22 protein-coding genes are annotated in these 23,811 nt (G+C 68.0%); 13 read left to right on the top strand and 9 right to left on the bottom strand.

What is annotated here, in order from left to right; genetic code table 11:
* Nucleotides 1-34: 34 nt before the first annotated feature.
* The 3 genes from AC3WTC_RS06010 to AC3WTC_RS06000 form a co-directional block, all read right to left on the bottom strand.
* Nucleotides 35-265 carry a hypothetical protein gene (locus AC3WTC_RS06010; RefSeq protein ID WP_025879428.1) on the bottom strand — a complete coding sequence of 77 codons (231 nt, stop codon included), beginning with the start codon at nucleotides 263-265 and terminating at the stop codon, nucleotides 35-37.
* Between the two features lie 77 nt (nucleotides 266-342).
* Nucleotides 343-1,647, bottom strand: coding sequence for an AmpG family muropeptide MFS transporter (locus AC3WTC_RS06005; RefSeq protein WP_059064137.1), 1,305 nt, complete (start codon nucleotides 1,645-1,647; stop codon nucleotides 343-345).
* A complete protein-coding gene (locus tag AC3WTC_RS06000; protein ID WP_032977024.1) occupies nucleotides 1,644-2,444 on the bottom strand; it encodes an exodeoxyribonuclease III in 801 nt (266 codons plus the stop codon). The genes AC3WTC_RS06005 and AC3WTC_RS06000 overlap by 4 nt, the downstream gene beginning before the upstream one ends.
* A 163-nt stretch (nucleotides 2,445-2,607) precedes the next feature.
* Here AC3WTC_RS06000 and pyrE point away from each other — a divergent pair, with 163 nt between their 5' ends.
* The 8 genes from pyrE (at nucleotide 2,608) to AC3WTC_RS05960 (ending at nucleotide 12,068) form a co-directional block, all read left to right on the top strand.
* Nucleotides 2,608-3,267 (top strand): orotate phosphoribosyltransferase, encoded by a 660-nt coding sequence (gene pyrE, locus AC3WTC_RS05995; RefSeq protein WP_025879424.1) that lies wholly within the window; start codon nucleotides 2,608-2,610, stop codon nucleotides 3,265-3,267.
* Nucleotides 3,268-3,286: 19 nt separating this feature from the next.
* Nucleotides 3,287-3,961 carry a hypothetical protein gene (locus AC3WTC_RS05990; RefSeq protein ID WP_140227870.1) on the top strand — a complete coding sequence of 225 codons (675 nt, stop codon included), beginning with the start codon at nucleotides 3,287-3,289 and terminating at the stop codon, nucleotides 3,959-3,961.
* A gap of 175 nt (nucleotides 3,962-4,136) precedes the next feature.
* On the top strand, nucleotides 4,137-4,229 hold the full coding sequence (locus tag AC3WTC_RS05985; protein ID WP_005407770.1) for a potassium-transporting ATPase subunit F: 93 nt from the start codon (nucleotides 4,137-4,139) through the stop codon (nucleotides 4,227-4,229).
* A 12-nt stretch (nucleotides 4,230-4,241) separates the two neighbouring features.
* The gene (gene kdpA, locus AC3WTC_RS05980; RefSeq protein WP_032977028.1) at nucleotides 4,242-5,951 is read left to right on the top strand and encodes a potassium-transporting ATPase subunit KdpA; all 1,710 of its coding nucleotides are present in this window, start codon (nucleotides 4,242-4,244) and stop codon (nucleotides 5,949-5,951) included.
* 9 nt (nucleotides 5,952-5,960) lie between these two features.
* Nucleotides 5,961-8,021, top strand: a complete 2,061-nt coding sequence (gene kdpB, locus AC3WTC_RS05975; RefSeq protein ID WP_492710994.1) for a potassium-transporting ATPase subunit KdpB — start codon at nucleotides 5,961-5,963, stop codon at nucleotides 8,019-8,021.
* A complete protein-coding gene (gene kdpC / locus AC3WTC_RS05970; RefSeq protein ID WP_025879420.1) occupies nucleotides 8,018-8,662 on the top strand; it encodes a potassium-transporting ATPase subunit KdpC in 645 nt (214 codons plus the stop codon). Before kdpB ends, kdpC begins: the two co-directional genes overlap by 4 nt.
* A gap of 51 nt (nucleotides 8,663-8,713) precedes the next feature.
* Complete coding sequence (locus AC3WTC_RS05965) at nucleotides 8,714-11,374, top strand: ATP-binding protein (protein WP_492710992.1); 2,661 nt, start codon at nucleotides 8,714-8,716, stop codon at nucleotides 11,372-11,374.
* The gene (locus tag AC3WTC_RS05960) at nucleotides 11,355-12,068 is read left to right on the top strand and encodes a response regulator transcription factor (RefSeq protein ID WP_025879418.1); all 714 of its coding nucleotides are present in this window, start codon (nucleotides 11,355-11,357) and stop codon (nucleotides 12,066-12,068) included. The genes AC3WTC_RS05965 and AC3WTC_RS05960 overlap by 20 nt, the downstream gene beginning before the upstream one ends.
* 335 nt (nucleotides 12,069-12,403) lie before the next feature.
* Here the strand turns inward: AC3WTC_RS05960 and AC3WTC_RS05955 are convergent, their stop codons facing one another.
* Genes AC3WTC_RS05955 through coaBC form a run of 3 tightly spaced genes read right to left on the bottom strand, consistent with a single transcriptional unit; the run spans nucleotide 12,404 to nucleotide 16,506 of the window.
* Nucleotides 12,404-14,752, bottom strand: a complete 2,349-nt coding sequence (locus tag AC3WTC_RS05955; protein WP_492710990.1) for a phosphomannomutase/phosphoglucomutase — start codon at nucleotides 14,750-14,752, stop codon at nucleotides 12,404-12,406.
* A gap of 12 nt (nucleotides 14,753-14,764) precedes the next feature.
* Nucleotides 14,765-15,253: a dUTP diphosphatase gene (gene dut, locus AC3WTC_RS05950; RefSeq protein WP_025878378.1), complete on the bottom strand. Its 489-nt coding sequence runs from the start codon at nucleotides 15,251-15,253 to the stop codon at nucleotides 14,765-14,767.
* Nucleotides 15,250-16,506 carry a bifunctional phosphopantothenoylcysteine decarboxylase/phosphopantothenate--cysteine ligase CoaBC gene (gene coaBC, locus AC3WTC_RS05945; protein WP_059064131.1) on the bottom strand — a complete coding sequence of 419 codons (1,257 nt, stop codon included), beginning with the start codon at nucleotides 16,504-16,506 and terminating at the stop codon, nucleotides 15,250-15,252. The genes dut and coaBC overlap by 4 nt, the downstream gene beginning before the upstream one ends.
* Nucleotides 16,507-16,731: 225 nt before the next feature.
* On the opposite strand from coaBC, the gene AC3WTC_RS05940 reads away from it, so the two are divergent.
* From AC3WTC_RS05940 to AC3WTC_RS05925, 4 genes are all read left to right on the top strand, one after another.
* Nucleotides 16,732-17,358, top strand: coding sequence for a response regulator (locus AC3WTC_RS05940; protein WP_025878376.1), 627 nt, complete (start codon nucleotides 16,732-16,734; stop codon nucleotides 17,356-17,358).
* A gap of 71 nt (nucleotides 17,359-17,429) precedes the next feature.
* A complete protein-coding gene (gene radC / locus AC3WTC_RS05935; protein ID WP_025878375.1) occupies nucleotides 17,430-18,134 on the top strand; it encodes a RadC family protein in 705 nt (234 codons plus the stop codon).
* Between the two features lie 114 nt (nucleotides 18,135-18,248).
* Nucleotides 18,249-19,937 (top strand): arginine--tRNA ligase, encoded by a 1,689-nt coding sequence (gene argS, locus AC3WTC_RS05930; RefSeq protein WP_025878374.1) that lies wholly within the window; start codon nucleotides 18,249-18,251, stop codon nucleotides 19,935-19,937.
* A 21-nt stretch (nucleotides 19,938-19,958) separates the two neighbouring features.
* Nucleotides 19,959-20,852 carry an SPOR domain-containing protein gene (locus tag AC3WTC_RS05925; RefSeq protein WP_492710986.1) on the top strand — a complete coding sequence of 298 codons (894 nt, stop codon included), beginning with the start codon at nucleotides 19,959-19,961 and terminating at the stop codon, nucleotides 20,850-20,852.
* An 85-nt stretch (nucleotides 20,853-20,937) separates the two neighbouring features.
* Here the strand turns inward: AC3WTC_RS05925 and AC3WTC_RS05920 are convergent, their stop codons facing one another.
* Nucleotides 20,938-21,690: an SDR family NAD(P)-dependent oxidoreductase gene (locus AC3WTC_RS05920; protein WP_025878372.1), complete on the bottom strand. Its 753-nt coding sequence runs from the start codon at nucleotides 21,688-21,690 to the stop codon at nucleotides 20,938-20,940.
* A gap of 88 nt (nucleotides 21,691-21,778) precedes the next feature.
* Complete coding sequence (locus AC3WTC_RS05915; protein WP_099844680.1) at nucleotides 21,779-22,273, bottom strand: hypothetical protein; 495 nt, start codon at nucleotides 22,271-22,273, stop codon at nucleotides 21,779-21,781.
* 85 nt (nucleotides 22,274-22,358) lie between these two features.
* Here AC3WTC_RS05915 and AC3WTC_RS05910 point away from each other — a divergent pair, with 85 nt between their 5' ends.
* A complete protein-coding gene (locus AC3WTC_RS05910; RefSeq protein ID WP_025878370.1) occupies nucleotides 22,359-22,826 on the top strand; it encodes a YehS family protein in 468 nt (155 codons plus the stop codon).
* On the opposite strand, the gene AC3WTC_RS05905 is transcribed toward AC3WTC_RS05910, so the two are convergent.
* Nucleotides 22,795-23,682: a LysR family transcriptional regulator gene (locus tag AC3WTC_RS05905; RefSeq protein ID WP_492710982.1), complete on the bottom strand. Its 888-nt coding sequence runs from the start codon at nucleotides 23,680-23,682 to the stop codon at nucleotides 22,795-22,797. The two genes, AC3WTC_RS05910 and AC3WTC_RS05905, sit on opposite strands and share 32 nt — an antisense overlap.
* Nucleotides 23,683-23,811 lie beyond the last annotated feature (129 nt).

The following is a 23,811-nucleotide window of genomic DNA, read 5'->3' as shown; positions in this document are numbered from 1 at the left end:
CCATCTCCCCCCCCCCCGGCGACCCGACATCAGATCAATCGAAGCCCTGGCCGGCCGGCAGCGCCTGCAGTGCGGCGATCGCGTCGGAAAGCGCGTCGACTTCGGGATCGCCGAAGCCGGAGCGGACCTCCAGTTCACTGCTGAACAGGCCCTGCTCCAGCAGGACCGCGCAGGTCTGTTCGTGGGTCCAGCCACGGGCCACCGAGACCCGTTTGATGCGTTCCAGCAGCAGCGGGTCCAGGTCCCGCAGCACTACGTCGGCCATGCTCACTTCCCCGTTCGCAAGGCACCGCCCCCTCGGCGCGTCGGGGCGATCATCCCGCAGTAAGCGCACACAGGCAATCAGGCGGCGGGGGACGGCCCACGATCAACGATGCGTGGCCACAGCCAGGCCAGCAGCAGCATGGTGGGCACCACCGTGACGGCGCTGAGCATGAAGAAGGTGCTGTACGAGGTGGCCTCCACGATGTAACCGGAAACGCCGCCGACGAACTTGCCCGGCAGGTTGGCCAGCGATACCAGCAGGGCATACTGGGTTGCGGTGAAGTTGCGATCGGTCAGCGAAGACATGAAAGCCACCAGCACCGTGCCGGCAAAGCCCTGGAACAGGTTGTCGGCGCTGAGCGCGGCGTAGAACGCCCACAGTTGCCCCGGATTGTGCGCCATCAGCAGGAAGGCCAGATTCGACAGGGCCACACCCAGCGCCGCGACAAGCAGCATCCGGCGGAAACCGAAGGCGGCGACGGCGATACCGCCAAGGAACGCCCCACCAATACCCATCCACACGCCGAACAGCTTGGAGACCGTAGCGATGTCGGCCTTGTCGAAGCCCGAATCGAGATAGAAGGGTCCGGCCATCACGCCGATGACCTGGTCAGGAAACTTGAAGAACCCGACGAACGCCAGCAGCGCCAGCGCCAGTGCCATGCCGTTGCGGGTGAAGAAGCTGGTGATCGGCTGTACGAACGCTTCGGCAATGTCGATGCGGCGCTGCACGGCGTTGGCCGGGCGCTCCGGTTCGCGGCAGAACAGGGTGGTGATGATCGGCAGGATCATCAATCCGGCCATGGCCAGATAGGCAATGATCCAGCCTTCGAACTGTGCCAGGTACAAGGCGCCGGCACCTGCCAGGATCAGGCCGATGCGATAGCCCAGCGTGTACGTGGCGGCCAACGCGGCCTGCGCGGTCTGCGGCGCGATCTCGATGCGGTAGGCGTCGACCACTGAATCCTGGGTGGCACCTGCAAACGATGCCACCAGTACCCAGGCCACCAGCGGCCACACGCCCTGCTCTGGCCGCACGAACGCCAGTGCCACCAGGCCCACCAGCACCAGGATCTGCGAGACCAGCAGCCACGAGCGGCGGCGACCGAGGAACCCCAGCAACGGAAACGCGTAGCGATCCAGCAGGGGTGCCCAGACGAACTTGAGCAGGTAGAAGAAGCTGGCCAGGCTGATCAGGCCGATGCTGCCCAGATCGAGGCCGACATCGCGCAGACGGGTGGACAGGGTCTGCGAGGCGATCAGCAGGAACGGCAGGCCACTACCGAAGCCCAGCAGGGCCATGGTCAGCGCCGAGGGCGTACCGAACGCACGCTTGATGCCGGCCCAGCCCTTGTAGCCGGCCGGCTTGGCAGCCTCGGTCACAGGTCGTAATCCACGATGAACGGCGCGTGGTCGGAGAAACGCTGGTCGCGGTAGATCGAGCAGCTGCGCAGGCGGTCACGCAGGCCCGGGGTGATGAACTGGTAGTCGATGCGCCAACCCACGTTGTTGGCGCGGGCGGCGCCACGGTTGCTCCACCAGGTGTAGTCCTCGCCGGTCGGGTTGAGCAGGCGGTAGGCATCGGCCCAGCCGCGACCTGCGCCCACATCGGTGGCCTGGCCATGGTCGGCACACAGGGCATTGAGCCAGTCGCGTTCCTCGGGCAGGCAGCCGGAGTTCTTCTGGTTGGACTTCCAGTTCTTGATGTCCAGCGCCGAGCGGACGATGTTCCAGTCGCCACACAGCACGTAGTCGCGGCCGCTGCGCGCCCATTCCTCGAGGATCGGCCGCAGCCACTCCATCACTTCAAACTTGAAGCCCTGGCGCAGGTCGCCCGAACTGCCGGACGGGATATAGAAGGAGACCACGCTGAGGTTGCCGAAGCGGGCCTCGATGTAGCGGCCTTCGTCGTCGAACGGGGCCCAGCCCAGCGAGGTGATGACCTGGTCCGGTTCGCGCTTGCTGTAGATCGCCACACCGCTGTAGCCCTTCTTGGTGATGGCATCGCGGTAGAAGCAATGGTGGCCGTCCGGGCGGAACATCGGGTCGGTCAGCTGGTCTTCCTGGGCCTTGGTCTCCTGGATGCAGAGGACGTCGGCGTCCTGGCCACGGAACCAGTCGAGGAAGCCCTTGGTGGCGGCCGAGCGGATGCCATTGGCGTTGAAGCTGATGATGCGCATGCGGAAGAACCTACGGCGGGAAACCGGGCAAGCATACCGGTTGCCTGCCGGGCTGAGCAGCCCGCGGGGGCAGCTGCCGATACCTGCGTGAAGGGGCCGGACGAGCGCAGAAAGCCCAGCTGGATTAGGATTTGCGCTCCAAATGAAGATGAATCGAGTTTTGATGAGCGACCACCGTCACCGTTTCCTGCAGCTGGCCCTGACCGCCGACGCCCTGCGCTTCGGCCAGTTCACCCTCAAGTCCGGCCGGCTGAGCCCCTATTTCTTCAACGCCGGCCGTTTCGACTCCGGTTCCCTGCTGTCGCAGCTGGGTGCGTGCTATTCCGACGCCATCGACGCCACCGGGATCAAGTACGACGTGGTGTTCGGCCCGGCCTACAAGGGCATTCCGCTGGCCACCGCAATGGCCTGCGAGCTGGCCCAGCGTGGCCGCGACCTGCCGCTGTCGTTCAACCGCAAGGAAGTGAAGGACCATGGTGAAGGCGGCCAGTTGATCGGCGCCGACATGACCGGCAAGCGCGTGCTGATCGTCGACGACGTAATCACCGCCGGCACCGCCATCCGCGAGGCGCTGGCGATCATCCGCGCTGCGGGCGGTATTCCGGCCGGCATCGTGGTCGCCCTGGACCGCCAGGAGATCGCCTCGGACAGCGACCATCGCTCCGCCGCACAGGCCGTGGCCGAAGAAGCCGGCATCCCGGTGATCGCCGTGGCGACGCTGGCCGACCTGCTTGATTTCGCGTCCGGAAATCCGGAACTTGTGGGCTACCGGCAGCCGCTGGAGGCCTATCGCGCCCAGTACGGCGTCCGTTCCACGCGCTGACCACCAGGGGGAAGGTCGCATGTTCCGAGTTCCTGCCATCGTCGCCGCCAGCCTGCTGCTGGTGATGCCGCAGACGCTGCTGGCACAGTCCAGCGGCAAGGCCGCAGACAAGAAGCTGTACTGCTGGAACGAGGGCAAGGAGCGGATCTGCAGCGACGCGCTGCCGGCCGATGCGGTCAACCACGCCCGCGATGAGTTCAGCGCCAACAGCGGCCTGCGCAACGCGCAGGTGCAGCGCGCGTTGAGCGATGAGGAACGCGCTGCCGCCAGCACGGCGGCGGCGCAGGTCCAGCTGGACCAGATGGCCGAGCAGACCCGGCAGCGTACCGAACAGGCGATGCTGACCACCTACGGTGATGAGAATGCGCTGCGGCGCGTGTTCGCCGAGCGCCAGGAGGTGCTCGATAACAACCTCAAGACCGCCCAGTACAACGTGGCCAGCCTGCGCGAATCGCTGGTGGCCCTGCTTGCTGCCGCCGGCGACCGCGAACTGGCCGGCGCCAAGGTAGCCGACAAGCAGGCCCAGGCGATCGGCCAGCGCCATGCGCAGCTGCAGTCGCAGCAACGGCTGCTGGCCAGTTTCGAACAGCAGCAGCAGGCATTGAAGGTCGAAATCGAAAGCAGCCTGCAGCGCTATCGGCAGCTGAAGGGATTGGCGCCGGTGGACGTGCCGGCACAGACCCCGGCGGGTTGAGCGGCGCGCTGCTCGCCCGGCATGGCCCGGCGCTACCGCTTGCCGGGTTACGGCCTGGACCCTGAAATTTATGCACTCTTTACGCGTCGGCCCTGTCCGGCGCGTAGTGCGTTTATGGGGGCGGGGACGACGATGACGGCCTGAGGTGGAGGGGTTCCACCAGGTCTCAAATTCCATGTCCCCCTGGCTGTCGTTGCTGTGTGGCGTGCTGGTGCTGGTTGCCGCCGCCTATCTTCTTTATGTCGTGCTGCGGCCCGAGTCGTTCTGAGCGGAGCCTGCCATGACTGAAATTCTTGCCATTCTTGCCGCCAGCCTGCTGCTGGCCTGGCCCCTGGGCCTGTACCTCGCCCGGGTGATGCGCGGCACGCCGATGAAGGTCGACGTGCTGTTCCACTGGATCGAAAAGCCGCTGTACAAGGTGCTCGGCGTTGATCCTTCACGTTCGATGTCCTGGCGGGGCTACGTGCTGGCATTCGTGCTCAGCAACGTGGTGATCGCGGTGCTGACACAGGCCGTGTTCATGACCCAGGCGTGGTTGCCGTTGAATCCGGACCAGATCCCGAACATGCGCTGGGACACGGCGCTGCACACGATGATCTCGTTCCTGACCAACACCAACCAGCAGCACTATTCCGGCCAGGCCCAGCTGTCCTACTTCTCGCAGATGACCGGCATCACCGGCCTGCAGGTGGTGACGCCGATGATGGGCCTGGCGCTGGCCGTGGCCACGTTGCGTGCATTGTTCTCGCGCGCGCCGAAATCGGTTACTGCGCCCGCCGCGGGCGATGACCGCCAGGTGGCGGTGGGCAATTACTACGCCGACGTCGTGCGCCTGTGCGTGCGCTTCCTGCTGCCGCTGTGCCTGGTATGGACGCTGCTGCTGACCAGCCAGGGCGTGCCCTCCACGATGGCCGGTGGCCCCCAGGCCACGCCGATCGATGCCAGTGCCGGCATGGCGCAGCAGAAGCTGCCGCTGGGCCCGGTTGCGGCGATGGTCGCGGCCAAACAGCTGGGCGCCAACGGCGGCGGCTGGTATGGCCCGAACAGCAGCTTCCCGCTGGAGAACCCGACCCCGGTGTCGAACATGCTGGAGGTGATCGGCATCCTGCTGGTGCCGATGGCGGTGATCTTCATGATCGGCGCGTTCACCGGGCGCCGTCGTTTCGGCGCGCTGGTGTTCAGCTGCATGCTCGGCATGTCGCTGCTGTCCACCGGTGCGATGGTATGGAGCGAGGGCCATAGCGCCAGCGCGGCCACGCCGCTGCTGATGGAAGGCAAGGAAGTACGCTTCGGCGCCGATGGCACCGCGCTGTGGGCGGCGGTGACCACCCAGGTCTCCAACGGTTCGGTCAACGGCATGCACGATTCGCTGAGCCCGCTGTCTGGCGGCCTGGCGATGGTCAACATGCTGGTCAGCGCGATCTGGGGCGGCATCGGCTGCGGCCTGCAGCAGTTCATCGTGTACCTGCTGCTGGGTGTGTTCCTGGCCGGGCTGATGACCGGCCGTACACCGGAACTGTTCGGCCGCAAGCTGGAAACGCCGCAGGTGCGCCTGCTGGCACTGCTGGTGCTGCTGCAGCCGATCACCCTGCTGCTGTTCACCGCGATCACGCTGGCCGTGCCGGGTCTGGCGGGCACCTCCAATCCCGGCTTCCATGGCATCAGCCAGGTGTTCTACGAGTACGTCTCGGCCTACGCCAACAACGGCTCGGGCTTCGAGGGACTGGGTGACGCCACGCCCTGGTGGAACCTGAGCTGCTCGCTGGTGCTGCTGCTGGGCCGCTTCCCGCTGCTGATCATCCCGCTGGTGGTGGCCGCGCAGCTGGCCGCCAAGCGGCAGGCCCCTGAATCGGCCGGCAGCCTGCAGATCGAAACCCCGACGTTCGCCCTGACCCTGGTCTCGGTGATCGTCATCCTGACCGTGCTGCAGTTCATGCCGGCGCTGGTACTCGGCCCGATCGCCGACCACCTGAGCCTGGGACTGCACTGAGGACACCCCATGAGTAGTCACGCAACCGCAAACCGTTCCTCTTCCGTGGCTTCCCGCCCGGCCCTGCTCGATGCCGCCGGCCTGCGCCGCGCGCTCATCGAGGCCGTACGCAAGCTGTCGCCGATGCATCTGGTGCGCAGCCCGGTGATGGCGGTGGTGATGGCCGGCACGATCGTCGCCGCGATCATCACCCTGACCGGCAATGCACCACTGGGCTTCGGCCTGGCGGTGACCGCGATCCTGCTGGTCACCGTGCTGTTCGGCAATTTCGCCGAGGCCGTGGCCGAAGCACGTGGCCGTGGCCAGGCCGCCTCGCTGCGCCGCGCCCGCCAGGACCTGGTGGCGCGTCGTCTGGCGTCGGCGCAGGCCGGTGCCAGCGAGACCCAGGTGCCCGCCGCGGAACTGCGCCCCGGTGATCATGTGATCGTCAGTGCCGGCGAGCTGGTGCCGGCCGACGGCGAGATCGTGCAGGGCCTGGCCACCATCAACGAAGCGGCGGTGACCGGCGAGTCGGCACCGGTGCTGCGCGAGGCGGGTACTGATCGCTCCGGCGTGATCGGCGGCACCAAGGTGCTGTCCGACCAGATCGTCGTACGCATCACTGCCGAGCCGGGACACAGCTTCCTGGACCGCATGATCGCGCTGGTGGAAGGCGCCAACCGTCAGAAGACCCCGAATGAAATCGCGCTGACCCTGCTGCTGGCGGCGATGACGCTGACCTTCCTGGTGGTGGTGGCGACGCTGCCGGCGATCGGTGCGTCGGTGGGCGTCAAGGTGGATCCGCTGCTGCTGATCGCGCTGCTGGTGTGCCTGATCCCGACCACCATCGGTGGCCTGCTGCCGGCCATCGGCATCGCCGGCATGAACCGCGCGCTGGCGGCCAACGTGCTGGCCAAGTCGGGCAAGGCGGTGGAAGTGGCCGGTGACGTCGACGTGCTGCTGCTCGACAAGACCGGCACCATCACCTACGGCGACCGCCAGGCCAGCCACTTCCACGCACTGGCCGGAATCGACGCCGACCAGCTGCGTGATGCGGCGCTGCTGTCATCGCTGGCCGACCCGACCCCGGAAGGCAAGTCGATCGTGCGCCTGGCCCGCGAACAGGGCTGCACCACCGCCGAGCCGGACCAGGCCGACTACCTGGCCTTCAGTGCGCAGACCCGCATGTCCGGTGTCGACCTGATGCACGGCCGGCAGATCCGCAAGGGCGCTGCCGATGCGATCCGCGCCCATGTGCAGGCGCTCGGCGGCACCGTACCGGCCGAACTGGCCGGGCGCGTGGACCAGGTCGCGCGCAACGGTGCCACGCCGCTGGTAGTGGCCGAGGGTCGCCATGTGCTGGGCGTGATCGAGCTGTCGGACGTGGTCAAGCACGGCATGCGCGAGAAGTTCGCACAGCTGCGGGCGATGGGCATCCGCACGGTGATGATCACCGGTGACAACCCGCTGACGGCTGCTGCGATCGCCGCCGAAGCCGGCGTGGATGACTACATCGCCGAGGCACGGCCCGAGGACAAGCTGGCCCGCATCCGTGCCGAGCAGGCCGGTGGCCGCTTGGTGGCGATGGTCGGCGACGGTACCAACGATGCGCCGGCGCTGGCCCAGGCCGACATCGGCCTGGCGATGAATTCGGGCACGCAGGCGGCCAAGGAAGCCGGCAACATGGTCGATCTGGATTCGGATCCGGCCAAGCTGCTGGCGGTGGTGGAGGTGGGCAAGCAGCAGCTGATCACCCGCGGCGCGCTGACCACGTTCTCGCTGGCCAACGATGTGTCCAAGTACTTCGCGATCCTGCCGGCGTTGTTTGCCGCCACCGTGCCTGCGATGGCCGCGCTGAACGTGATGCAGCTGTCGAGCCCGCGCAACGCGGTGCTGGCGGCGCTGATCTTCAATGCCCTGGTGATTCCCGCCCTGATCCCGCTGGCATTGCGCGGTGTGCGCTTCCGCCCGGCCACCGCAACGGCGCTGCTGCGCCGGAACATGCTGGTGTACGGCCTGGGTGGCGTGCTGCTGCCGTTCGCGGCGATCAAGTTGATCGACCTCCTTCTTGTCCTGGTATTCGGCGCATGAACCGTTCTGACTCCCCTTCCCTTTCCCGCGAGCTGAAGCGCGAGGCGCGCGTGGCCACGCTGCAGGATGGCGCCAGCTGGCGCCCGGCCATCGGCCTGGGTGTGGCCACCCTGCTGCTGGCCGGTGCGGTCTACGCCGGCATCGCCACCGGTTTTGCCGGCCTGTCCTTCCCGGCGCAGGCCGAAGGCAGCCTGCTGCGCGATGGCAGCGGCCAGGTGCGTGCGTCGGCATGGCTGTCGCAGCCGTTCACCGGCGATGGCTACTTCCAGGCGCGACCGTCGGCCGCCAACTACGACCCGATGGCGGCGGCTGGCTCCAACCTGGCCCGCAGCAACCCGGCGCTGGCCGAGCGTGTGGCGGCGAGCACCGCAGCAGTGGCCGCGCGCGAAGGCGTAACGCCCGCGCAGGTGCCTGCCGATCTGGTCACCCAGTCCGGCGGCGGGCTGGATCCGCAGTTGTCGCCGGCGGCAGCGCAGCTGCAGGTGGCCCGGGTGGCGCGTGCGCGTGGCCTACCCGTCGAGCAGGTGCAGGCACTGGTGAAGGCCAACACGCAGGGCCGGCAATGGGGCGTATTCGGCCAGCCACGGGTGAACGTGGTGACGCTGAACTTCGCACTGGACCACGCGGCACGCGCGCCGTGATGCAGGGCTGCACCCGCTGCGCGCACAATGGCGGCCATGACAGCGGCTCCCATGACTGATCTGCGGACCCGCCAGGCCAACGCCCTGGTGGAAGGACTGCAACGCGAAGCCGGTGGCAAGCTCACCGTGTTCCTGGGCGCTGCGCCCGGCGTCGGCAAGACCTACGCCATGCTGACCCGCGCGCAGGAACAGCTGCGCCGTGGCGTGGACCTGGTGGTCGGGCTGGTGGAGACCCACGGCCGTGCCGATACCCAGGCCCTGCTGGAAGGCCTGCCGCGGCTGCCGCTGAAGGACGTGGCCTACCATGGCCACGACCTGCAGGAGATGGACCTGGACGCCGTTCTGGCGAGGAAACCCGCGCTGGTGCTGGTGGACGAGCTGGCCCATCGCAATGCGCCGGGCAGCCGCCACGAACGGCGCTGGCAGGACGTGATGGAACTGCTGGACGCCGGCATCGACGTCTGGACCACGGTCAACATCCAGCATCTGGAAAGCCTCAACGATGTGGTGATGCGCATCACCGGCGTGCGTGTCAGCGAGACCGTGCCCGATGGCGTGCTCGACCGCCTGCATGACATCGTGCTGGTCGACCTGCCGCCGCGCGAACTGATCGCGCGCCTGCAGCAGGGCAAGGTGTACGTGCCCGAGCAGGCCGCGCAGGCCCTGCAGGCGTTCTTCTCGCCGGCCAACCTGACCGCATTGCGCGAGCTGGCGATGCAGGAGGCCGCCGACCGTGTCGACAGCAGCCTGCGCGAAGCCCGCGCCGCGCGCGGCGAGAACAATCTGCCGTTGCGGCGTGGCGTGCTGGTGGCGATCGACGGCGGTGGCCAGAGCGAATACCTGGTGCGGGTGGCACGGCGCATCGCCGAACGCCGCGATGCACCGTGGACGGTGGTGACGGTGCAGGGGCGCCGCCAGGACGAAGCGACCCGGCGCGAGATCGATGCTGCGTTCGCGCTGGCCCGCCGCCTCGGCGGCGAAGCCGAGCTGCTGCATGGTTCAAGCATCGCCGATGCATTGCTCGACCACGCCGCGCACAACGGCGTATCGACGCTGGTGCTGGGGCGTACCCGCGAACGGCCGCTGGCGCGGATGTTCAACCGCACCCTGACCCAGCAGCTGATCCAGCGCGGCGCGCACTACGAGATCACCATCATCAGCACGCCGCAGGCGCGTGCGCGTTCCCGTCGAGAGGGGCTGTTGCCACCGATGCGCGGGGTCAGCCACGAGCCGTTGCAGGCCCTGATCGCCACCGCCCTTGCCTGCGCGGTGGCGTGGCTGGTCGAACGCTGGGTGGGCATGGCCGATCTGTCGATGGTGTTCATCGTGGCGGTGGTGCTGGTGGCTGCACGTACCCGCGCCAGCGTCGCGGTGATGGCGGCGATCCTGTGTTTCCTCGCTTACAACTTCCTGTTCATCGCGCCGCGCTTCACCTTCGCCATCGGCGCGCGGCAGGGCGTGATCACCGTGTTCCTGTTCCTGGCGGCGGCGCTGGTGGCCGGACGCCTGGCGTCGCGCCTGCGCATGCAGGTGATCGCATTGCGCGCGGCCAACCGCCATGCACGCGCACGCCAGCAGCTGGGCCGGCAGCTGGCCAGCGCGGCCGGCAATGGTGAAGTGGCACAGGCCGGCCGGCATGCGCTGGAACAGGCCATGGACGTACCGGCCTGGCTGCGGATCGGCGCCGATACCGCCGCCGGTGGCCGCAGCCTGCCCGGTGATACCGATCTGGCGGCGGCCGACTGGGCCCTGCGCCATGGCCAGCCCAGTGGCCGCTTCACCGATACCCTGGCCGGCGCGCAATGGTGGTTCCTGCCGCTGCTGGACGGCGAAGACCGCGCGATCGGCGTCGCTGGCCTGTACCTGCCGGGTGCGCAGGCGCGGCTGCTGCCCGAACAGCGCCAGCTGGCCGAAGCGATGGTCGACGACATCGCCCAGGCCGCGTTGCGCACGCGCCTGGTGGCCGAGCTGGAACAGGCGCATGTGAGCAACGAGACCGAGCGGCTGCGCTCTGCCCTGCTTTCTTCGGTGTCGCACGACCTGCGTTCGCCGCTGGCAGCGATGATCGGCTCGGCCGACAGCCTGGCCAGCTACGGTACGGCGATGGATCTGGCCGACCGCCGCGCGTTGCTGGACACCATCCTGGTCGAAGGCGAGCGCCTGGACCGCTACATCCAGAACCTGCTGGACATGACCCGGTTGGGCCACGAGGGCCTGAAGATCAACCGCGACTGGATAGGCGTGGACGAGCTGATCGGTTCGGCCGCCCGACGCCTGCAGCGCTACCAGCCGAAGGTGCGGCTGGAGCTGGATATTCCGGCAACGCTGGCACCGATATGGGTGCATCCGGCACTGGTGGAACAGGCGGTGTTCAACGTGATGGAGAACGCTGCCAAGTTCTCGCCAGCCGATGCCGCCGTGCAGGTGCTGGCGCGCGAACTGGACGGTCAGCTGCGCATCGACGTGATCGATGCCGGCCCCGGCATTCCCGACGACGAGCGCGCGCGCATCTTCGACATGTTCTACAGCGTCGAACGCGGCGACCGCGGCCGCCACGGCACCGGCCTGGGCCTGACCATCTGCCAAGGCATGATCGGCGCACACGGCGGCAGCGTGCAGGCGCTGCCCGGGCGCGACGGTCGCGGTACCCTGATCCGCATTAGCCTGCCCCTGCTCAAGCCAGCCTCCCACGATGAGTCCGACCCCGACTGATGCCAGCGCGCCGGCCCCGCGCGTGCTGGTGATCGACGATGAAACCCAGATCCGCCGGTTCCTGGACATCAGCCTGCGCGCGCAGGGCTACCAGGTGCGCCAGGCCGCGACCGGCCAGGAAGGCCTGCAGATGGCTGCCAGCGAGGACATGGACCTGGTGATCCTGGACATCGGCCTGCCGGACATGGAAGGCCACGAGGTACTGGAGCAGCTGCGGCAATGGAGCCAGGTGCCGGTGATCATGCTGACCGTGCGTGCCGGCGAAACCGAGAAAGTGCGTGCACTGGACAACGGCGCCAACGACTATGTGACCAAGCCCTTCGGCACCCAGGAACTGATGGCGCGGGTGCGGGCGCTGCTGCGCACACGCAGCGTGCCGACCGATGGCACGCCGCCGGTGTTCGACGATGGCCACCTGCACGTGGACCTGGTGCGCCGTGAAGTGGCGATCGATGGCGAGCTGGTGGCATTGACCCGCAAGGAGTACGCATTGCTGTCGCTGCTGCTGCGCAATGCCGGGCGGGTGGTCACCCAGCCACAGATCCTGCAGGAAATCTGGGGACCCACCCACCAGCACGACACCCACTACCTGCGCATCCTGGTCGGCAAGCTGCGGCACAAGCTGGGCGACTCGGCGCTGGATTCGCGCTACCTGTTCACCGAACCGGGCGTGGGGCTGCGGTTCAAGGGGTGAGGCGTGCCGACCCACGGTCGGCACCCACCAGCCAAGTAGATCCACGCCATGCGTGGATGGACATCCATCGAAGAGCATCCACGCTTGGCGTGGATCTACTGTGTCGACCAAGGTCGACACCCACCAACAGCACCGGGAAATTGTCAGAGGTGGGGCGGTGTCGGAGTGCGGGGTGTCAGCCGCATGGATGCGGCTGCCAAGCCTCAAGGACGTACTTGCGGCGTCCCCGCACTCCGACACCGCTCCACCAACCCACGGAGTGCCCGCGGTTGCTGTTGAGGTTGCCGGCCAGCGGCCGGCACTACCGCGGGTGCCGGGCGCAGCCCGGCGCCACCTCAGAACCCCAGCGGGGTGTCGCCCAGCACCGGCTGCAGCTGGCTGCGGAACAGCGCCTGGATACGCTCCAGTGCTGCTTCGTCGTTGCCTTCGAAACGCAGCACCAGCACCGGCGTGGTGTTGGAGGCGCGAACCAGGCCCCAGCCGTCGGCGAAGTCCACCCGCAGGCCGTCGATGGTCGACAGGCGGCCGCCGACATACGGGTTGTCCGGCGACTGCGCAGCGGCCACCAGCATCGCCACCAACGCATGCGGGGTTCCCTCGGCCACCGGCACCTTCAGCTCCGGCGTCGCCACCATTTCCGGCAGTTCGGCCAGCACTTCGTCCGGCGTTTCCTCGCGCTGGGCGAGGATCTCCAGCAGGCGTGCAGCGGCGTACAGGCCATCGTCAAAGCCGAACCAGCGTTCCTTGAAGAAGAAGTGGCCGCTCATCTCGCCCGCCAGTTCGGCGTCGGTCTCGCGCATCTTCGCTTTCATCAGCGAGTGCCCGGTCTTCCACATCAACGGGCTGCCGCCGTTGCGCAGCACGTGATCGGACAACCTGCCGGTGCACTTCACGTCGTAGATCACCATCGCGCCCGGGTTGCGCATCAGCACGTCGGCGGCGAACAGCATCAGCAGACGGTCGGCGTAGATGATCTTGCCTTCACTGGTGACCACGCCAAGGCGATCGCCATCACCATCGAACGCCACGCCGAGGTCGGCGCCAAAGCGCTTGACCGTCTGCACCAGGTCTTCCAGGTTGGCCGGCTCGCTGGGATCGGGGTGATGGTTGGGGAAGGTGCCGTCGACATCGCAGTACAACGGGATGACTTCTGCGCCGATCGCTTCCAGCAGCTGCGGGGCGAAGGCACCGGCCACGCCGTTGCCCGCGTCGGCCACCACTTTCAGTGGGCGGTCCAGCTGCACGTCATCGGCAATACGCTGGATGTAATCGGCGGCGACCTCGCGCTGCTGGTAATCTCCCGGCTCCGCAGCCTGCACCAGACGGCCTTCGACAATGCGCTGGTAAAGGTCGGTGATCGCATCGCCGGACAGGGTCTCACCACCGATGACGATCTTGAAACCGTTGTAGTCCGGCGGATTGTGGCTGCCGGTGACCGCTACGCAGGTACCGGTGCGCAGATGGAAGGCGGCGAAATACACCACCGGGGTCGGCGCCAGGCCGATATCGATGACCGCACAGCCGGCGCGCCGCAGGCCTTCGGCAAGACCGGCCGACAGTTCGGGACCGGACAAGCGCCCATCGCGACCGATCACCACCTCGCGCAGGCCCTGCTCAAGGGCGACGGTGCCGATGGCCTGGCCGATCAGCGCGGCGGTGCGCGCCGTCAGCTGGCTGCCCACGACGCCGCGGATGTCGTAGGCGCGGAAGATGCCTGCAGCCAGCTCGTCGGCCGGAACCGGTGGCGGCGGAGGTGGCGCAGCCTCGGCCACCGTCTCGCCGGGCACCGCGGGCGGGACCATCTGCAGGCTTTCACGCAGGGTCGGGCCATGATCGGCGTCGGCCACCGCGCTGCGCCGGCTGGGCAGCGGCAGCGACTTCGGCAGCCGGCCACGACCTACCACCAGCAGTACCGCGATGAAGCCCAGCAGCAGGGCGACAATCGCGCTGGCCAGGGCTCCCAGCCCCAGCGGGCCGGGTTCCACATTGGGCACCCCGGCGGCCAGCCGCAACGGCGTTCCCGCCACCGGGCGCGCCATTGCTTCGGCGCTCTCGGACAGGCCGGTATCGCCCTGCACCACGATGTTGTGTGCTCCCTGGCGCAGCGCCAGGAAGCCATTGCCGGGGGCGCTCACCTGATCCAGCGGCGCGGTCAACCGCAGCAGCGGCTGGCGGACATACACCACCGCCGGCCCGACACCGGCCAGTTGTACCGGCGCGGCCAGACCCAGGCGGTTGCCGCCGCCATCGCGGACCACGCGCAGGGTTGCCTTGCCTTCGGCCAGCGCCGATTCCAGCAGGGCCAGGCGGGCGAATCCAAAGGTGGCCGCATCGGCATAGCCTGCGGCCAGGTCAGCGCCCAGCACCTCCACCTGCTCGACGCCGGTCCAGCTTTCCCGCAGCGCCAGCGCGGCGCCGGCGGCATCACCGGCCTGCAGCGCCTGCTGCACGCGGTCGCCCTTCAACTGCTGCTGCAGCTGCTGCAACTGGCCGGAGGCCGCCTGCTGCAGCCCTTGCACGGCCTGGTCGCGGGCCTGTTCCAGCGCGTCCCCGCTGGCGGCCTGCCGCCACTGCTGTACCGCGCTCCAGCCGAACCAGGCGGCCAGCAGTACCAGCAGCACGCCCAGCAATGGCGCGCTGCGTCCCAACGTCTTTCCCCGCTGTGCTTCCCCGATGCCGCTCATCGATGTCCCCTGTCAACGCACCCCGGTATGGCCGAATCCACCCGTTCCCCGCACGCTGTCGGTGAAAGTATCCACCACCTGCAGGCTCACGCGGGCAATCGGCACGATCACCAACTGGGCGATGCGATCGCCCGGCTCGATGGTGAAGGCCTCGCGGCCACGGTTCCAGACACTGATCAGCAACGGCCCCTGGTAGTCGGCGTCGATCAGGCCCGTGCCGTTGCCGAGCACGATGCCATGGCGATGGCCCAGGCCCGAACGCGGCAGGATCACTGCGCACAGATGAGGATCGGCGATATGGATGGCCAGGCCGCTGGGAACCAGTGCGGTATCGCCCGGCTGCAGGGTCAGCGCGGTTTCCAGCGCCGCGCGCAGGTCCATGCCGGCGCTGGCTTCGGTGGCATAGGCCGGCAGCGGCCAGCTGTCGCCGAAGCGCGGGTCGAGCAGCTTTACCTGCAACGGTTGCGGGGAGAGTCCGTGGGTGTTGCTTGCCTGGGTCATGCCTGAAGCCTCCGCGCGATCAGCGCCAGCAGTTGTTCGGCCAGCTCACGCTTGGAAGTAGCCGGGAATACCTGTTCGCCATCCTGCCAGAAGGCCGTGGCGGCATTGTTGTCGCTTTCGAAACCACCGCCGCTGATGCCCACCTGGTTGGCGATCACCAGGTCCAGGCGCTTGTCGACCAGCTTGCCGCGCGCATATTTCTCCACATCGTGGGTCTCGGCGGCAAAGCCGACCACCAGCTTCAACGACTGCGTCTGCGCGGCAACCTCGGCCAGGATGTCCGGAGTGCGCACCAGCTCGATCACCAGCGACTGGCTGTCGGCGGTCTTCTTCAGCTTCTGCGCGGCCACCTGGCGCGGGGTGTAGTCGGAAACGGCGGCAGCACCGATGTAGATGTCGGCCGGCAGCGCATCCAGTACCGCCTCGCGCATCTGCGCGGCAGAGCGCACATCGATGCGCTGCACGCCGGGCGGCGTCGGCAGCTGCACCGGGCCGCTGACCAGCACCACCTGGGCACCGAGCCCGGCGGCAGCGGCGGCCAGCGCGTAGCCCATCTTGCCGCTGCTGCGGTTGCCCACGTAACGCACCGGATCGATGTCTTCATAGGTCGGGCCGGCGCTGATCAGCAGGCGCAGGCCCTGCAGGGCGCGCGTTTCCGGCGCTGCGGCAGCGGCAGCGCCGTTGGCGGCCAGGGCGGCGACGATGTCGGCCGGCTCGGCCAAACGACCGGGGCCGGATTCGCCTTCGGCCAGCGGCCCATCGACCGGACCGATCACCTGCGCGCCGCGCTGGCGCAGCAGGGCGATATTGGCCTGGGTGGCCGGATGCAGCCACATCCGATGGTTCATCGCCGGGCACACGGTCAGTGGTGCGGTGCTGGCCAGGCACAAGGTGCTGACCAGGTCGTCGGCGTGGCCCTGGGCCAGGCGGGCCAGCAGGTCGGCGGTGCCTGGCGCGATCACGATGCGATCGGCCCAGCGTGCCAGTTCAATGTGGCCCATGGCCTGTTCGGCGGCGCTGTCCCACAAGGTAGTGCGGGTCGGCTGGCCGGAAAGGGCCTGGAAGCTGAGTGGGGTGACGAACTGCTGGGCGCCGGCCGTCATCGCCACCTGCACCAGCGCACCGGCATCACGCAGGCGTCGAACCAGTTCCAGGGCCTTGTAGGCCGCGATCCCGCCACCGACACACAAGAGCAGTTTCTGGCCTTCCAGCGCGCGGGTCCGCGTCGGGGAAGCGTTGGGAGAATCAGCCACCTGGAATTCCTGTGCAAACGAGGGCGTTAGCTTACCCGAAGGCCAGCAACCTCCCGGTGCACGCGGCACATAGCGGGCGGCTATCAGCACATGGGCGGGGGCCGATGGAGTTTTCCGGGTTTGCTGCGCGCCGATTCGGAACTTTCCTATACCTCTTCGCGTCCCCGCTTTGCAGAATCATTGCTGGCCACCGAGGTGTGCCGTTCGATTTCCCAGGAGTTCCCCGTGCAACCGCGCATCATCATTGCCGACGACCATCCGGTCGTCCTGCACGGCATCCGAATCGTGCTTGAGCGTCACCAGATGGACGTGGCCGGTGCCGCTGCCGACGGTGCCGGACTGCTGCAGCTGCTGGTCCAGCAGCCCTGCCATGCCGTACTCACCGACCTGTCCATGCCCGGCCCCGGCCCGGACGGCCCTGAACTGCTGGCCGAGCTGCGCCAACGCCATCCCGACCTTCCCGTGGTAGTGCTGACCGGGGCCAGGCACCCGGGGTTGCTCGATGGCCTGCTGCGCGATGGCGTACACGGCCTTGTCGACAAGAGCGCCGACTTCGCCGAACTACCGCAGGCCCTGCATGCCGCCATGGCCGGGCAGGTGTTCGTTTCCGACCAGCTGCGGCGCCACCTGCAGGCCCGCGATCTGCTGTTTCCCCACCCACCGGCCGCATTGTCGACACGCGAACTGGAAGTGCTGCAGCTGCTGACCGACGGCCTGAACATCAATGCTATCGCCGACCGCAGCGGGCGCAGCCCGAAGACGATCAGCCGGCAGAAGGCCGAAGCCATGCGCAAGCTGGGCCTGCAGACCAACCAGGAACTCTACGACTACCTGCAGACCCGGCGCGACTGAGGGCTTGGCCGACCCCCAGGTGCGGCAAGGGCTTATGGGAGCGGTCGGCGATGATCGCCATGATGGGTGCCATGCCCATCCATGAATGGCCCGAAGAAGAGCGCCCCCGCGAGAAGCTGCTGGCCCGGGGTCCCACGGCATTGTCCGACGCCGAACTGCTGGCCCTGTTCCTGGGTTCCGGCATTGGCGGCCGGGACGCCGTACAGACCGCGCGCGACCTGTTGCTCGCCCACGGCCCGTTGCGGGTGCTGCTGGACCGCTCCGCCCGCGAACTATCGAAACTCCCCGGGTTGGGGCCGGCTCGCAGCTGCACGCTGGCCGCAGGGCTGGAGCTGGCCCACCGCTACCTGGCCGCTGAACTGCAGCAGGGCGAAGCGGTCGGCAACAACCCTGCCGCCGTCGGCCGTTACCTGCAGCACCGTCTGCGTGGGCAGGCACGGGAACTGTTCGTGGTCCTGTTCCTGGACAACCGCCACCGCCTGATCGCCTGCGAGGAACTGTTCGCCGGCACCATCAACGCGGCCCCGGTCTACCCCCGTGAAGTGGTGCGCAGAGCCCTGCTGCACAACGCCGCCGCGGTCATCCTCAGCCATAACCATCCCTCTGGCGACCCGGAACCCTCGGCCGCCGACGCGCAGATCACCGAGGAACTGCAACGGGCCCTGGCACTGGTCGACATCCGCCTGCTGGACCACTTCGTGGTCGGCGAGGGGCGTCCGGTTTCATTTGCTGAACGGGGTCTTCTGCCACCGCTCCAGGCCCGCCTGGTCGGATGAGCCCCGCAGCAGCACGCCGCGACGCGTGCCCTGGCAGGCAGGCCCCGGTCAGCGTTGAGGCCGGCATCTGCGCTAAAATGGGCGATTCCGCCGCTCATTCTCACAGCAGGCCTCGTGAAAAATCTCCTCCGCGCCCTGATCAGCCAAGGCATCGAAGCCTTGCGCGCCAATGGCACCCTGCCCGTCGACTCCCTGCCGCCGGACTTCGTAGTCGAGCGCCCGAAGACCCGCGACCATGGCGACTTCGCCACCAACGCCGCGATGCTGCTGGCCAAGGCCGCGCGCAGCAATCCGCGCGCACTGGCACAGGCGCTGGTCGAGGCACTGCCGCGCAGCGAAGACGTCAGCAAGGTCGAGATCGCCGGCCCCGGCTTCATCAATTTCCACCTGGCGCCGGCCGCGTACCAGCGCGAAGCCGTCACCGTCATCAAGGAAGGCGCCGATTACGGCCGCAACCTGTCCGGCAATGGCCGCACGGTAGGCGTGGAGTATGTGTCGGCCAACCCAACCGGTCCGCTGCATGTCGGCCACGGCCGCGCCGCGGCCATCGGCGACTGCGTGGCACGCGTGCTCGATGCCAACGGCTGGAATGCCAAGCGCGAGTTCTACTACAACGATGCCGGCGTGCAGATCGAGAACCTGGCGCTGTCGACCCAGGCCCGGGTGAAGGGCATTGCCCCGGACCAGGAAGGCTGGCCGGAAGGCGGCTACCGCGGCGACTACATCGCCGACGTGGCACGTGCCTACATGTCCGGCGCCAGCGTCGACCTGGAAGGCACCCTGGTGGTCGGCGCCAAGGACCCGGACGACCTGCAGGCGATCCGCCGCTTCGCCGTGGCCTACCTGCGCAACGAGCAGAACCTGGACCTGGCCGCGTTCGGCGTGGATTTCGACATCTACTTCCTGGAAAGCTCGCTGTACGCCGATGGCAAGGTCGCCGAGGCAGTGGCCAAGCTGCAGGCGTCGGGCCATACCTATGAGGAAGGCGGCGCGCTGTGGCTGCGCAGCACCGACTTCGGTGACGACAAGGACCGCGTGATGCGCAAGTCCGACGGCACCTTCACCTACTTCGTGCCGGACGTGGCCTACCACCTGTCCAAGTGGCAGCGCGGCTACGAGCGCGCGATCACCGAACTGGGCGCGGACCACCACGGTTCACTGGCGCGCGTGCGTGCCGGCCTGCAGGCCATGGAAGTGGGCATCCCGCAGGGCTGGCCGGAATACGTGCTGCACCAGATGGTCACCGTCATGCGCGGCGGCGAGGAAGTGAAGCTGTCCAAGCGTGCCGGCAGCTACTTCACCCTGCGCGACCTCATCGAAGAAGCCGGCCGCGACGCCACCCGCTGGTTCCTGATCGCGCGCAAGCCCGATTCACAGCTGACCTTCGACATCGACCTGGCCCGTCAGCAGAGCAACGACAACCCGGTGTTCTACGTGCAGTACGCACATGCCCGTGTCTGCAGCCTGCTGCGCCAGGCGCAGGAGAAGGGTCTGGTCTACGAACAGGGCACCGGCCTGTCCAATCTGGGCCGCCTGGCCGATGACGCATCGCTGGCCCTGATGAACGAGATCTCGCGTTATCCGGAAGTGGTGGAAGCGGCTGGCGTGGCGCTGGAACCGCATCTGGTCGCGCAGTACCTGCGCGAATTGGCGCACGCCTTCCACACGTGGTATCACGGGACGCCGGTGCTGGTGGACGACGCGACCGATCGCAATGCCAAGTTGACCCTGGCCTGCGCGGCGCGCCAGGTACTGGCCAACGGCCTCGACCTCCTGGGCGTTTCCGCCCCGGAAAAAATGTAAGCCTCAGGAGACGCAGTAGACATGGCAGCACGACGCGGCAAGACACAGGCTCGGCGCAACAGCAGCCAAGGCACGCCCGGATGGGTGTGGCTGGTTGCCGGCGTGGCGATCGCCGCCGTGGTGTTCCTGGCGGCGCCGAACCTGTTCAAGGGCGAGGGCGATGGCTTCCTGCGCGCCGGTCCGCAGCCGAACCCGAACGCGCAGCCGGCGCCGGTGGCCGATGGCGAAGGCGATGTCGGCACCCAGCCGACCGCACAGCCGGTCACGCCGAAACCGGCTGAGCCGGAAAAGCCGGCCGCCACCCAGTACGACTTCTACACCCTGCTGCCTGGCAAGGAAGTGGAGATGTCCGACGCCGAACTGGCCGCCAGCGCGCGCGCCGAGGAACAGCGCCGGAGCAAGGCCGAAGCGCAGCGCGCGCAGGCCGCACTGGAAGGCAAGCCCGTGCCGGCGGCGGTTGCGGCCGCAGCCCCTGCGGCGACGGCGAGCGTTGCCAGCACCGCGCCGGTGACCGCCACCAGCCGTCCGCTGCCGACGCCGGTGAGTGAACGCCCGACGACCGCCGCGCCAGCGGCCACCACCGCGCCGGCCAGCACCAGCACCGGTGCCGCCGCTCCTGCGGCACGCAGCGAAACCGCGCCGGCCGCCGCCAGCACCGCAGCAGCCCCGGCAACGGCCGACAACGCCCGCTACATCCTGCAGGCCGGTGCGTTCGGCGCGTCCGGCGATGCCGAAGCGACCAAGGCCAAGCTGGCGATGATGGGCCTGGCCGCACGCGTGGAGTCGGCGCAGATCAACGGCAAGACCGTGTACCGCGTACGCATGGGGCCCTATGGCACCGCCGGTGAGCTTTCCGAAGCCAAGCAGAAGCTGGATGGCACCGGCCTGCAGGCGATGGCGATCAAGGCGCAGTAAGCGTGCGGGCATAATGAAAAAAGCCGGGCATTGCCCGGCTTTTTTTTGCCCGTGCAGCGCCGGGCTCGACGCTGCAGACAGCGGATCAGCTCTCGCGGGCAACCTGGAAACCGGCGAACGACTGGCTGACCGGCATCAGTTCCAGGCGATTGATGTTCAGGTGGGGGGGCAGGCTCGCCACCCAGAAGATCTGCTCGGCGATGTCTTCGGCGGTCATCGGGTTGGCGCCGGTGTACAGCTTGTCCGACGCAACCTGGTCGCCATGGGTGCGGACCACGGTGAACTCGGTTTCGGCCATGCCCGGTTCGATGGTGGTCACGCGTACACCCGTACCGTGCAGGTCCGAACGCAGGCCCAGCGAGAACTGGCTGACGAACGCCTTGGTGCCGCCATAGGCGTTGCCGCCCGGATACGGATAGACACCGGCCACCGACGAAATGTTGATGATGGCGCCCTTGCGCTCCACCAGCTGCGGCAACAGGCGATGGGTCAGGGTGACCAGCGCGGTGATGTTGGTGTCGATCATCGTCGTCCAGTCCTTCAGGCTGGCGCTCTGCGCCGGCGCGGTGCCCTGGGCCAGACCGGCATTGTTGACCAGCAGATCGATGTCACCGAAGGCCGGCGGCAGCGCCAGCAGTGCCGCTTCCATCGCGACCGGATCACGCACGTCGAACACGGCCGCGTGCACCACCTCCTTGCCGTAGCGCTCGACCAGCGGCTGCAGGCGTTCGCTGCGACGGCCGGTGGCGATCACTTTCCAGCCCGCCTGGGCGAAGCGGTGTACGGCAGCGGCGCCGAAGCCGGACGTGGCGCCGGTAATCAGGACGGTTCGGGTCATCAGACAACTCCGTGGGAAACCAGACCGCCATTCTGGCACCGTCGGCCCACGGCTGCGTTGCCTGATCGGCCCGCTGCGGTGCGCGCGGTCAGCGCAGGCGGAACACGCGTGCCTTCGGCAGATCTTCGTCGACCTGCAGGAACCAGCGCCCGGCAATGCCCGGAATCACCTCGATCTGCGGTGCCTGCAGGGTCTTGCGCAGCTTCATCTGGCCCTTCATCACCTGCCACTGCTGGCCGTTGTCGAGGGTGAACACCGAGCCCGGCTGCCAACCCGCGACGTCGCCGACCACGCGGGCGCTGACTGGCCCCTCTTCCAGGCCCAGGTGCATCGCCGCCGGGGCGGGAACGTTGGCCGGCAACGGCGCGCCGGTGTTGGCCGCAACCGCCGCCCGCGTGGGTACGGGCGTGGATGCCTCGGCCTCGCGCAGCACGCGGTTCAGGGTCTGCAGCTGGGTCGCGTCCAAGCCCACTTCGGCCAGCTGGGCCGCGCTGAGACGCTGCTCCACGGGCACGAAACGGTCCTGGGCGGTGGCGGCGAAGCTGCTGGCGGCCAGCAGAACGGAAAGGAGGTACCGGCGCATCGGAGAGGGTCTCTGCAGAACAGCGCTCACGATGCTGCAATCCGGTGACAGTCCGGTTACAGCCGCAGGGCCGGTACAATGGGCCATGATCAATAATGATGTACTGCGCAGCGTGCGCTATTCCCTGGACCTCGGCGACCACCACGTGGTGACCCTGTGCCAGATGGCCGATCCGGCGTTCGAAGTGGATGTCGACCAGGCCAAGGCCTGGCTGCTGCGTGAAGACGAGCCGGGTTTCCAGCCGATGAGCGACAGTGCGCTGGCGCACTTCCTCGATGGCCTGATCCTGCACCTGCGCGGTCACGATGAGGGCCAGGCGCCGCGCGCGGTGGAAACCCGCATCGACAACAACCTGGTGTTGAAGAAGCTGCGCGTGGCCTTCCAGCTGCGCGATGTCGACATGATGGAGATCTTCACCAGCATCGGCTTCAACGTCTCCAAATCCGAACTCGGCGCGCTGTTCCGCCAGCCCGGCCACAAGAACTACCGGCGCTGCCTGGACCAGATGCTGCGCAACTTCCTCAAGGGCCTGAGCCTGCGCCTGCGCAGCTGAGCACGGCGTCGACGAAGGCGCGTGCGGCCGGCGTCGGCAGGCGCTGCCAGACCAGATGTACGCGCCGGGTCGGGGTCGGTTGCAGCGGCACCTGCACCACCCCTTCGAAACCGTCGGCGATCCGCACCGGCACGATGCCCACCGCCAGGCCGTGGCGGACGAAGCGCTCGACCAGTTCCATCAGGTTGACCTCGAAACGCACCTGATGCGGCAGGCCCGCTGCGGCGAACGCATCATCGGTCTGCCGGCGCGCGCCGGTCCCCCGCGGGAAATCGACCAGGGCCTCATCCTGCAGCGCCGCCAACGGCAACCGCTGGCGCGTGGCCAACCGATGCTGCGGCGCCAGCACGGCCACCAGATCCTCTTCCTGCAGCATCTGGTGGCAGACGCCCTCGAGATGGGCCGACGGCGCCAGCCCCACCAGCGCCACGTCCAGTGCGCGCGACTGCACCTGCTGCAGCAGGGTCTCGCTCTTGTCCACCCGCAACTGGAACTCCACCTGCGGGTGCTGCTGCTGGAAGGCAGCCAGCATGGCCACCACGTCGACGCCGGTCAGCGACGAGATCTGCCCGATCGCCAGCAGCCCGCGCACGTCACCACTGACGGCAGCGACGTCGGCACGCAGGTGGCGCAGGCTGGCCAGCACCTGCCGGGCGTGCACCAGCAACGCCTCTCCCGCCGCGGTGGCGCGCACCTGGCGCGGCAGCCGCTCGAACAACACCGTGCCCAGCTCCTGCTCCAGATGGGCAATCTGATGGCTCAGGGCGGACTGCACGACGTGGCAGCGCGCGGCCGCACGGGTGAAGTTGCCCTCTTCAGCCAGGGCCACGGCGAAATCGAGCTGCTTGAGGTTCACACCCGTATCTCAATTTCAGATGACAGCGATGATGATGATTCATTTCCATCATGAGAGCAGCAGGCGGACACTGTGCTGCCCTGCTTCACGGAACATCGCGTGTCCCCTTCCCTTCCTCCCCTGCAGCGC

The sequence above is a fragment of the Stenotrophomonas sp. FW305-C-20-S1 genome (genome assembly GCF_058783335.1).
This window is presented reverse-complemented; position numbering and strand designations above follow the sequence as displayed.